Below are 13,005 nucleotides of genomic sequence, written 5' to 3'. Positions count from 1 at the left end.
TTTTTTTACTGTCATTAAAGTATACACGTAAAACAAATAAAAAACATAAACCTACTGTAATGAAAAAAAATATCCTTACGGCTCTAGCAATAGTATTCAGTATAATTAGCTATGCGCAAAATTTCAATTATCAAGCGGTTGTACGCGATGCAACTGGAAGTCCAGCAACAAATCAGTCAATGACTGTATTAGTAAGAATTATTGCTGGCGGACCTTCTGGAAGTGTGCTGTATAACGAAGTACACACCGTAACTTCCAATGCACAAGGAGTTATTACATTCCCCGTTGGAGACGGAACATCAGGTGCTAACTTTCAAGCAATTGATTGGAGTACACAAAACCACTGGATTGACATTCAAGTAGATCTAGCAGGCGGCAGTAACTATACACAAATAGGAACTTCCAAACTACAATTTGTACCATACGCAATGTATGCGTTAAATAGTGGTCAAGCTGGAAATGCAGGTGTATTTGCAGTAAATAGTGGAGTTGTAAGCAACGGAAATGGAAACAACCTAACAGACGATTTTGTATTTGGATCTAATCAATTAGACAATAACGGCTCCTTTAATGCAGCCTTTGGAAATAGAATGTTCTACGATAAAAGTAAAGCTGCTTTTAGAGCAGGATACACACAAACAACTCAATGGGATGAAGCGAATGTAGGAGATTATTCTGTAGGCTTTGGCGAAGGAGGAGTTGCTAGCGGACGAAACTCTTTTTCTATGGGACGTAATGCCAATGCAACTGGGAATGAGGCTTTTGCCTTCGGATTAAATGCAGGAGGTTTTGCAGATTATGCAAGAGGTTTTGGATTAAATGCACGTGCATATGGTATAAATTCTACAGCAATTGGGCGACAATTAAACGCAAACTCGATGGCAGAAATTCAACTAGGTCAATATAGTAACTTTGTTTCTGGTTCAATCGACACATGGGTGCCAACCGATCGCTTATTTGTAATTGGTAATGGGCAAGAAGACATCAACTTAGCATTAAATAGCGATGCCTTAGTCATGCTTAAAAATGGTAATACAACCTTAAATGGTACATTAACTATTGATGGAGATAATGCAGGATCAGGAACTTCTTTTACACTTCCAGCACAAGACGGAACAGCCAATCAAATCATGCAAACAGATGGATCTGGAAATGTTGCCTGGGTAACGCCAGCAGCTTCTGCCATTCCAAATGGAGGAACTAATGGATATGTACTTTCTACTGATGGTTCAGGAGCATTATCATGGGTAACGAATGATGATTTAGATGCCGATCCAACAAACGAAATTGAATTACCTGTTCAAACAAATGAATCTGGTAAATTCTTAACAACAGACGGAACTGCTGTCGCTTGGCAAGATGTTCCAAATGAATTGCCTACTGGTGGAACTACAGGACAAATCTTAAGCACAGACGGATCAGGAGTATATGCTTGGGTAAACCAAACAGCAGCAGCATCTTTCACAACAACAAGTAATGTAACGAGTAATACAAATGGAACTATCGCTACGGATGATTTCGTTTTTGGTAGTTCGCAATTAGACAATCTTACAGGAGCTGATGATAACTCTAGAATGTTCTTTGATAAAAGCAAAGGCGCATTCAGAGCAGGAAACGAAGTAGACGGTTTTGGCGGTTTTGATGATGCTAATGTAGGACCTTTTACGGTTGGATTTGGACAACGAAATGTAGCTTCTGGTTGGTACGCTTCTACGCTAGGAGGACAACGAAATGTTTCATCAGGATTTTATAGTATGACGATGGGAGATAACAATATAGCTTCAGGTAATTATTCTGTAGCATTAGGTAGAAACACGAACGCTTCAGGAACAGAATCAATTGCTTTAGGATATGCCATTACTGCGGAATCTAGAGGTCAAACCACACTTGGACAATTCAATACAGCTGTGGCTGGTAATGCAAATGCGCATGTACCAACCGATCGTTTATTAGTGGTAGGTAATGGAACTTCTGATTTTGAAGGAATAAATAGCTCTGACGCATTAGTGATATTAAAAAATGGAAACACAACTATAAATGGTACATTAACTATTGATGGTGATAATCAGGAAATGGAACCTGGATATACATTACCTGCACAAGATGGTAACGCTAACCAAGTAATGACCACAGATGGTTCAGGAAATGTTGCTTGGGCAGATGCTTCAGGAGGAGCAACATTGCCTGCAGGAGGAACTAACGGACAAATATTAAGTACAGATGGAAACGGCGTATATACTTGGGTAAATGATGCTACAGGAACAAGTGCGTTTTCTACAACAGCAAATGTAACAAGTAATTCAAATGGTGATACAACAGCAGATGATTTTGTATTTGGTAGTACGCAATTAGATGATGTTACTGGTAGTACAGATGATGATTCAAGAATGTTTTTTGACAAAAGTAAATGGGCATTTAGAGCAGGAAAAGCTTTTCTGGATGATTTTGATACCGCTAATGTAGGAAGAGGTTCTGTTGCTTTTGGAGAAGATAATGTTGCCAGTGGAAATTATTCATTTGTTGCAGGTTTTGGGAATACTGTTACTAATTCTGGTAGTGCATTAGGGTCAGGAAATATAGTATCTGGTCAAAATGCTTTTGCTTCAGGAAGAAACTTAATAGTAGATGGCTTATCAGAACAAGTTTTTGGTTATTATAATATAGCTTCTGGTGGCCAACCAGATTCTGATGTCCTAACCGATCGTTTATTTGTTATTGGTAATGGTACTAGTCCTTCTGGCAGAAGCGACGCTTTAGTAATGTTGAAGAATGGGAACACGACTTTAAATGGTCAACTAACAATAGATGCAGACAATCAAGGTGCTGGAACTGGATACACATTACCAGGACAAGATGGTACTGTAAATCAAGTATTAACTACCGATGGTTCAGGAAATGTTGCTTGGGCAGCGGTTGCTACGGGAGCTATGCTTCCTAGCGGAGGAACTGACGGACAATTATTAAAAACAGATGGTTCAGGAAATTATGCTTGGGTAACTGATGCTGTAGACGATGCAGATAATGATCCGACAAATGAAATCGAATTGCCTACGCAATCTGGAGAATCAGGGAAATTCTTAACTACTGATGGCACAAATCCTAGTTGGACAAATACCGTAGAAGCTACTAGCATAAAAATACCAAGTTTACCAGCGTTCAATGTAACGTCTAATGCTACAGCTTATACTAGTGCAGGAGAAAAAGAAGTAGGCAATTGGAATAGTTCCGTAAATACAGATCTCTTTAATGATGGAAGTCATTTAAATCTTACAAATGGACGCTTTACAGCTCCAGTAGATGGATTGTATTTCTTTTCTGCACAAGTACGAATCGATGCAATTAATGGTGCTTCTGGTTCCGTATATTCTCGATTAATGATTGTAAAAAATGGTAACAAGCAAGGATTTAGAAACGGTTTACACTCAATAAGAAATGCGGATGCAGGAACTGCTAGTTGGGATACACAACATGTAAGCGGAATTTTAAAATTGAGTGCAGGAGATTATGTATCTGTATTTGTAGAATCTACAGGAGATACAAGCTTTACACTTCAAGTAGAATCTGGCTTTAACGGATATTTAGTAAATAAACTTTAATTAATTCACAAATAATGACAAACTCCCTGTATTTGATAGTCCTCAGGCAGGGAGTTTTATAGAAATAAAACAGCAAAAATTATATAAAACGACCCTCAAATCAAATGAAAAAAATTACGTTACTACTATGTTTTATGGTAGGTGTTTTTAGTATTTCACATGCTCAAAATTTTAATTATCAAGCGGCAATTAGAGACAATGCAGGAGCTTTGGTAAGCAATCAATCTATTGGAATTCAAATTAAATTACTGCAAGGAAGTGCTACGGGAAGTATCATCTATACAGAAACACATACAACTACGAGTAATGCACATGGTATCATTAGTCTTACTATTGGATCAGGAACAACTACAGATTCTTTTAACTCTATAAACTGGAGTGCACAAAACTATTGGTTAGAAACTGCTGTTGATATTACTGGCGGATCAACCTATGTTGTCATTGGAAGCTCACAATTAATGAGTGTACCGTATGCAAATCATGCAACAACAAGTGCAGATAAAGCACTCTCAACAACAGCTAATGTTACTAGCAATAGGCCTGGGACAATTGCTACAGACGATTTTGTATTTGGTAGTACACAATTAGCTGATGACATAAATACGACAGATGATAATACAAGAATGTTCTTTGATAAAAGTAAAGGAGCGCTTAGAGCTGGGTTTGCAGAAGGTACTGAATGGGACGACTCCAACGTTGGACTTAGATCCATTGCTTTTGGAACTAAAAATACAGTAAGTGGCTTTCAATCTTTTGCTATGGGAACCCAAAACACGGTTTCTGGACCAACCTCTGCAACTTTTGGAGCTAATAATAACATTACAGGAATTGCTACTTTCTCTACAGGAGAATTTTTAACTGCAGAAGCTAGAAGCCAAGTTACAATTGGATATTTAAATACTGCAGAAGCAGGAAATGCATTAATAAAAGTTCCGACAGATCGTTTATTTGTTATAGGAAATGGATTTGATGAAATGACCAGAAGTGATGCGTTAGTGATGCTAAAAAATGGAAATACAACCCTAAATGGTCAACTAACTATTGATGGAGACAATCAAGGAACAGGAACATCCTATACATTACCAGCGCAAGATGGAGTTGCAAATCAAATACTAGCAACAGATGGATCGGGTACTACTTCTTGGGTAAATGCTCCAACTGTACCAGTGAATACTTTTTCTACTACAGCAAATGTAACCAGTAATGCAAACGGAACTGTAACTACAGACGACTTTGTATTTGGAAGTATACGATTAAATGATGATGGAATAGATAATTCTGGCGATGAATCAAGATTATTTTTTGATAAAAGTAAAGGTGCTTTTAGAGCCGGAACTGCTACACAAAGTGATGGTTATGGAGGCGGATGGGATACAAATACAGTAGGAGATTACTCTGTAGCTTTCGGTCGAGGTTCTATTGCTAGTAATACAGGAGCGATGGCAGTAGGTAGTTACAATGTCGCAAATGGAGAAAATGCTTTTGCGGCAGGACATAACAACCTAGCATCAAGACCTTCATCTATAGCATTAGGTACAAATAATAGTGTATCTGGAACGTATGCTGTAGGATTGGGAGTTGGTTCGCAAGCAACAAGTTTTGCACAGCAAACTATAGGAATGTTTAGCGAAGGTTTTGCGTCTACTAGTCATAACACGTATGTAGCAACAGATCCTTTATTTGTCATAGGTAACGGTAGTTCTGATATTACTAGAAGTAACGCCTTAGTAATGACTAAAAATGGTCATACAACTTTAAATGGTCAATTAACTATTGATGGAGATAATACAGGAGTAGGAGCATCTTACACGTTGCCTGCGCAAGATGGAACTGCAAATCAAGTCTTAACTACAGATGGTTCCGGAAATGTGTCTTGGGCAGCTGTTGCAGCTGGAGTTATGCTTCCTAGTGGTGGAACTGACGGACAACTATTAAAAACAGATGGTTCAGGAAATTATGCTTGGGTAACTGATGCTGTAAACGATGCAGATAGTGATCCAACGAATGAAATAGAATTGCCAGTACAATCTGGACAAGCAGGCAAAATATTATCAACAAATGGAACAACGCCTTCTTGGACATCAGATGTGCAAGCTACGAGCGTAACTACAAATGCACTGACCGTAAACAATTTGCCAGCATTTGCAGCAGATTTAAATGGAACCAAAGTGCTTTCTGGAGCAGGAGGCTATGTACAACTCTCTGGATGGAGAACTGCAGATGCTGCTTTACCTAGAAATTTATTTGATAACGGAAACCATTTCAACGAAACAACAGGAGTTTTTACAGCACCTGTAAATGGCTTTTACTATTTCACAGCTCAAGTAAGATATGATGCTATTGATTCTGGTTACGTACGATTATTATTAGGAGTTAATGGTGCAATTAGTCTTCAAAGTGGATTGCATGCAATTGCTGAAGTAGAAGAAGCCGCAGAAGCTATTAATTACCAAACACTAAATGTTGGTGGAGTCATGAAATTGAATGCGAATGATACGGTTTCAGTAGTCATTTACTCTAGTTCTGATACATCTTGGAATATAAATGATGAAAGTGGTTTTAACGGATATTTAATAAGCAGATTTTAAACGATAAAAATGACCTACACTCACAAAATAATAATATGTGTTTTATGGATGCTAGCATTAACTTCTCTTAGTTATGCACAAGAACCAATGATGGTGCAAGACATCAATACAATTACAAACGGAGCTAGTCCAAAGGAATTTATTGAATACAATGGCGAGTTATACTTTAGTGCTTCTGATGGAATTTATGGAAGTGAACTTTGGAAATATGATGAAACCAATCCGCCACAAATGGTTATGGATATTAGGAACGGAACGAATGGATCTAATCCTAAAGATTTAATTGTCGTAAATGGTATTTTATACTTTATAGCAAACGATGGTGTTCACGGAAATGAACTCTGGAAACACGACGGTACGTCTACGACGATGGTTGCAGACATCAATACGTCATACGATGATCCTAATATTAGAGATTTAGTAGACTTAAATGGTGTATTATGTTTTGCGGCTGATGATGGGGTACATGGAACTGAAATTTGGGCATATGATGGAATCAATCCACCTGTAATACACGATTTTTATACAGGTTCATATTCAACATTTCCCCAAGAAGTAACAGTATACAATAATGAAATTCTTTTTAGCGGAAATCATCCTTCGTTTGGAAACGAGCTATTAAAATTTGATGGAACAACAGTTTCACTAGTAAGCGATATTAATGTTGGGAGTAATAGTGGACCAAGTCAATTTACGGTATTTCAAAACGAACTATACTTTAGAGCAGCTGGAAATGCTAACGATTTTGAATTATGGAAATATGATGGCACTTCAACAACCTTAGTTCAAGATATTCTTACAGGAACAACAGGTTCATTTCCAAGTGGATTAGTTGCAACAAATACACATTTATATTTTACTGCTGATGATGGTGTAAATGGTTATGAAATCATTCAGTATAACGGAACTTCATTTACAACTATAGATGTCAATCCTGGGAATGCAGGTTCTTATGTAAATAATTTGGTCGCATTAGGTTCGAATCTATTTTTTATATGGTCTGATGAATTATATATGTACGATGGTGTAAACGTAACTTTACAAGACATTCGATCAGATGCAAATCCTGCATATCCTTCAGATTTCTATGTGCATAATGACGCCTTATATTTTGCTGCAAACGACGGAATACACGCTTCTGAATTATGGGTTCATGACGGGACTAGTTTTTCTATGATTGAAGACATTCGCATAAATGGCTATGGAAGCCCTCGAAATTTATATACGTGGAATGGACATTTATATTTTGCTGCAAATAATGGAGTTCAAGGAGAAGAATTGTATGTATACAATGGAACTCAAACTTCTCAAATTGCCGATATCAATGCAAATACAAACGGTTCTTCTGTAGCTAATTTGGCTGTATTTAATGATCATCTAATTTTTAAAGCAGATGATGGTATTCATGGTGAAGAACTGTGGTCGTTTGATGGAACAAATGCCTCAATGTTAATGGATATCTATGTAGGTAGTAATAACAGTAGTCCAAGATATTTTACTGAATATAACGGTGAATTATATTTCTCAGCAAGAACAGAAAATGAAGGTGCTGAATTATGGAAACTCGATGCAATGTTACAACCTACTCTAGCGCAAAATATTAATACGATTCCAGGGAATGGTTCCAACATTGATGGAATGATAGCATTCAACAACAAACTCATGATTATTGCAAACGATGGAATTCATGGCCCAGAACTATGGGAATACGATGGCACAACTGCTTCTTTAGTAGCAGATATCAATACAAGTTACGGTTCATCACCTTTAAATATGGTTGTTTTTAATAATGAATTGGTATTTATAGCAAATGATGGAATTCATGGAGCAGAACTATGGAGATACGATGGTGTAAATCTGCCAACAATGATTTCAGACCTAAATCCAGGCACTTTATCCAACTACATTTATACAATGCTTGAGTATGATAACAACTTATATTTTGCTGCTCAAGATGGTGCTCATGGTACTGAATTATGGAAATATAACGGAACAACACTTAGTTTAGTGCACGATATAAATACTGGTGCAAATTCATCGTATCCATCAAATTTAACGCTCTTTAATAATAAGCTATTTTTCTCCGCTAGCGGAGTTAATTATGATACTGAATTATGGAGTTATGATGGAGTGAATCCTCCAACTCTTGAATACGATATTCAACCAGGTGTAGAAGGTTCTGGTCCTGGAAGATTGACAGTTTTTCAAAATGAATTAATCTTTAGAGCTAATGATGGTGTAAATGGTAATGAACCATGGAGATATGATGGTGTAAACCCTCCAACAATGATCAAAGATATTCGCGCAGGTTCCAATTCATCAAACTCATCATCCTATATTGTATTAGGCAATAACTTATACATGAAAGCTACCGATTTAACGCATGGAGACGAATTGTGGCGTTATGATGGAACTGATCTTACGATGGTGTATGACATTAAACCTGGATACAATCAATCTTCCAACATTCAAAACATGTTGATTTGGGAAGATACTCTCTACTTTACAGCTGATGACAATACACATGGAAAAGAACTCTGGATGTTACTCGGAAATACGCTAAGTACTCCAGAATTCAGCACAAATAATGATGCTACAAATATCATCCTATACCCAAATCCAACTACGAGTTCTTTTCAAATAGCAAATATTTCAGAATCAAAACATAACATATCTATTTATAATTTAAACGGACAGAGAATATTGCATGTAGCTGAATATCAGGGAGAAAAAATAGATGTGTCAAGTTTGTCTAATGGAATGTATATCGTCAAAATAGTAGGTAAAAATACTAGTGTAGCGAAACGTTTTGTCAAACAATAAAAACAACAATCTATCATAATTAAACGGCTTACTAACCTCAAATCCTATCATATGAAAAAAATTACAATACTAATATGCCTACTATCAAGTATGTTTTTAGTTGCGCAACACAATCAAAATGCTCCTTGGATGCAAGAGTTGAATAGCAAACAAAAACGAACTGGAAAAAAACCAACTTTTCAGGAAGTACAGCAAGCTTTCAACACCTATTGGCAAACGCATGATAAAGATGAAAAAGGAAGCGGATATAAACCTTTCAAACGTTGGGAGCAAGTTTGGAAACGCCGTGTAAAAAAAGATGGTTCTTTACCAACAGCTAGAGAAATATGGGATGCTTGGGAGGTAAAAAACCAATTTGCACGAGCTCAAAATAATGGTGACCTAAGTAACTGGCAACCATTAGGTCCGTACAACCACATACAGGCAAATGCACAACCTTCTGGACAAGGACGACTCAATGCAATTACAGTCGATCCTAACAATGCCAGTATTTGGTATGTAGGTGCGCCAAACGGAGGTTTATGGAAAACAATGGATGCTGGTGCAAACTGGACGCCAATGACAGACAACTTACCTCGATTAGGAGTCTCTGCCATTGCTGTAGACCATAACAACTCAAACATAGTTTACATTGCTACAGGAGATGACGATTTAGACATTACACCAACCTTAGGAGTCTTAAAATCATTAGATGGAGGAATTACTTGGAGTACCACAGGACTGAATGTGAATACTATTGGTAACATGAAAAAAATGCACGAACTGTTCATTGATCCTGCCAATTCAAATACATTGGTGGCAGCTACAGATATAGGAGTCTATACTTCTTCAGATGCTGGTGTAACTTGGTCGCAAAGTTTAGCAGGTGTAAACATTCGCGATTTACGCATAAAACCAGGAGATGCTAGTACTATATACTGTGTAAGTACAACTGCATTCTACCGCTCAACAGATGGAGGCACGAACTTTACACAAATAACCAATGGTGTACCAACAAATACATTCCGAATGGTGATTGATGTGACGCCTGCAAATCCAGAATATGTATATCTTTTTAGTTCAGATGCTACAGACAATCGTGATCATGGTATTTACAGATCAACCAATAGCGGACAAAGTTTTACAACAAGAGATACTGGTGGTTATACCTTAATCGGAAATAGCCAAGTTTGGTACAATATGGCAATAGGTGTTTCAGACACCAATGCAAACGAACTGTATATTGGAGTCATGGACGTTTGGAAATCTACCAATGGTGGACAAGTGTGGGACAAACTCAATCGCTGGGACCAATTGACAGAAGCCTATACACATGCCGATATGCATAGCATTCGTGTGGTTGCAGGAAAAGTTTATGTAGCCTCTGATGGAGGAATCTACACCAGTGAAGACAGCGGAACAAATTTTACAGCACACCATCAAGGATTGCAAATTGGCGAATTCTTCAATGTCGCTGTGGCACAAGGAAATGCAAATAACATTACAGGTGGTTTGCAAGACAATGGCGGACATGGTTTAGATGTAAATGGAGATTGGCGAGCATTCCATCCTGGCGATGGTGTCAATGCATTAATAACACCAACAGACGATAATACCTATTATGGACTTACGCAAGATGGAGGAACTTTATATGTCTCCAATCGTGCCGATGGTTGGTTTACACGAGTCTTTAAACCTTCAAATTCAGGTGTAGGAGTTTGGGTGGCGCCTTTGTCTGCAGATAGTAATGGAGATGTGTATGCAGCTTGGAGTAATTTATTTAAGTTGAACAGAACAACCTATGAGTGGGAATTGGTCGGTGACTTACAAGGATATACAGATATTATGGAAATTGCACCTTCCAATCCAAACATCATTGTATCATCGGGACATCAAAATTTGCGTGTAAGCTCGGATGGTGGACAAACCTTAGACTTTAATACCAATGTAGTTGGAAACGCCATTGCAGGAATCGCCATTCACAAAGACGATCCAAATCAAATGTGGATTACCACAGACGGAGATTACGCAAACAAAGGAGTCTTTAAAACTACGGATGGTGGATTAACGTGGACAGACATCACTGGAAACTTTCCAGTAGCAACAGAATATCCAGAAGATATTGTACACCAAGGAGATCATCCATTAAATCCTATTTATGTTTCTACCGATTTAGGAATCTATCGTTTGGATGATAGTAGTCCAGATTGGGAACCATTTATGACGAATCTTCCAAATACAAAAATAGAAGATTTAGAAATTAATTTAGACGATCAATCGATTACAGCTGCAACGTATGGTCGTGGATTATGGCGTTCATCTATTCCAATACAATTATTACAAAATGATGTAAGTGTACGTGCTATTACAAACCCTACGAATGCTATTGTAAACTGCGGAGATATTTCGCCACAAATACAAGTACGTAGTAACGGAATCGATGATATTACGGAAATAAACATTACATATGGAATTACTGGTGGAACAACTTACAACTATACTTGGACAGGAATGTTGCAATCGAATGAAGAAACTACCATCAGTTTGCCAGCAATCTCTGTAGGTTCAGGAACATTTACGCTAGATGTAAATGCTACAATTACAAATGATGGAAATGCAGCAAACAATGTTCGTTCGCAAAACTTTAGTGTCAACGCTTCAGGAGATTTCAATATGATAAACTCTTTCGAAAATCCAGAAGATGAATTAATTATTGAAAATGGAGTTTGGCAAAGAGGTGTGCCAAGTGGAGGAACTTTAAATAGTGTAGCTTCTGGAACACAAGCCTACGCGACAAACTTATCAGGAGATTATCCTACGGATGTAAATGCGTATTTAGTTTCTAATTGTTATGACTTTACACAAATCATAGATCCAGTCTTAAAATTTCAAATGGCGTATATGCTAGAAGAAAATTGGGATTGGGCAAATGTGCAATACTCATTAAACGGAGGACAAACATGGGAAAACTTAGGAACCGTAAACAGTCAACCAAACTGGTACAATAGTAATCGATTAGATCAAGTAGATTGCCCAGGTTGTCCAGGAGCACAGTGGACAGGCGCAAATACAACAATGACAGAATACGCGTATAACTTTACGGAAAATGCTTTGATTGGTGAAACCGACTTAACAAATGAAGACAATGTTGTTTTTAGAATGCGATTGGTGTCAGATGGCGTCATTACTGAAGAAGGAATTGTGCTTGATGATTTTGTAGTTGAAGGAAAAGATCCAATTGAAGTAGCGGCAACAGTGTTATTACAAGGAGCTGCACTCAATCCAAATACAGGAGAAGAAAACTTAATGCGTGATGATCTTCGCGTAAATAACATAATTCCTGTACAAAGTCCATATACTGATGGATTAACCTGTAGAACAGAAGTTTTTGATGTTACTGGCGCTGATGCTATTGTTGATTGGGTTTGGATAGAATTGAGAGATGCAACTACAAACACAACAATTATTGCTAGTCAATCTGCATTGCTTCAACGCGATGGCGATGTTGTAAATACAGACGGAATTTCAACAATCAGTTTTGTGGTTCCAGAAGGAAATTATCATATCGCAATCAAACATAGAAATCATTTAGGAATCATGACCAATACAAGTGTTGTCTTTTTGGAAGGAACACCTACTGTTATAGATTTTACAAATCAAGCGAGTCAAAATGTATTTGGAAGCAATGCGCAAACAACATTTGGTATGCCAGCAGGAAAAATAGCCATGTGGACAGGAAATGTAAATGAAGATGCACTAGTTCAATACTCTGGGACCAATCCAGATGCTCCAAGTATCCTATCTATAGTATTAAATGATCCAGGAAACTTTTTAAACTTTCCTACGTATATCATGAATGGTTACGCCGCGCATGATGTGAATATGGATGGAAAAACACAATATTCAGGAACTACGCCTGATACGCCTTTTATCTTACAAAATGTGTTGGCGCATCCTGGAAACTTCTTGAATTTCAGTACCTATCAAATTGTAGCACAATTGCCTGAAAATCTATAAAG

The 13,005-nt window shown here is 37.5% G+C and carries 4 protein-coding genes; all 4 read left to right on the top strand.

The annotated features are described in order from the left end of the window. Positions 1 to 59 precede the first annotated feature (59 nt). The 4 genes from ACRBBL_RS19895 to ACRBBL_RS19880 all read left to right on the top strand — a co-directional run bounded on the left by ACRBBL_RS19895 (position 60) and on the right by ACRBBL_RS19880 (position 13,003). A complete protein-coding gene (locus ACRBBL_RS19895) occupies positions 60 to 3,596 on the top strand; it encodes a C1q-like domain-containing protein (protein WP_431370836.1) in 3,537 nt (1,178 codons plus the stop codon). Positions 3,597 to 3,700: 104 nt separating this feature from the next. After that, positions 3,701 to 6,184 (top strand): C1q-like domain-containing protein, encoded by a 2,484-nt coding sequence (locus ACRBBL_RS19890; RefSeq protein ID WP_431370835.1) that lies wholly within the window; start codon positions 3,701 to 3,703, stop codon positions 6,182 to 6,184. A gap of 9 nt (positions 6,185 to 6,193) precedes the next feature. Then, complete coding sequence (locus tag ACRBBL_RS19885) at positions 6,194 to 9,007, top strand: T9SS type A sorting domain-containing protein (protein WP_431370834.1); 2,814 nt, start codon at positions 6,194 to 6,196, stop codon at positions 9,005 to 9,007. A gap of 51 nt (positions 9,008 to 9,058) precedes the next feature. Beyond that, positions 9,059 to 13,003, top strand: coding sequence for a hypothetical protein (locus ACRBBL_RS19880; protein ID WP_431370833.1), 3,945 nt, complete (start codon positions 9,059 to 9,061; stop codon positions 13,001 to 13,003). Positions 13,004 to 13,005 lie beyond the last annotated feature (2 nt).

The sequence above is a fragment of the Kordia sp. genome (assembly GCF_050633145.1).
In the GTDB taxonomy this organism is placed as follows: Bacteria; Bacteroidota; Bacteroidia; order Flavobacteriales; family Flavobacteriaceae; genus Kordia.
Note: the sequence above shows the minus strand (reverse complement) of the source record. Positions and strands in the feature narration are given on the sequence as shown.